At 61.3% G+C, this 271-nt stretch carries 1 pseudogene; it reads right to left on the bottom strand.

Annotated features, from left to right (window positions below):
• Window positions 1-89: 89 nt before the first annotated feature.
• Window positions 90-271 (bottom strand): annotated as a pseudogene (locus tag AC0L14_RS34805) (IS5/IS1182 family transposase); the annotation flags it as partial.

Here is a 271-nt window from a genome sequence, read left to right on the forward strand (position 1 = left end):
GCGATAGTCGTCCGTGAAGAAAGCGATTTTCGCGTCAACCTTGAAAGTGATCTGCGTTGGAGCGCTTTGTCCCAACTGAGGGGCGGAGTTCAGGCTGATCGGGGCCGCAGTGGCGGCTTTGCGGTGGCTGCGAGCAGCGTCAGGAAGAAGGCACACAAAAGCCTCAGCCAGTTGAGCAGGAGGCTGAAGTTGTAGCCGACGGCGGCGAGCACGGCGTTGTTGGCGTCGCCTTCGGAGAAGGCCAGGAAGTTGCGCCCCATGCGGTGGTCGT

Source organism: Mesorhizobium sp. WSM4841 (assembly GCF_055811515.1).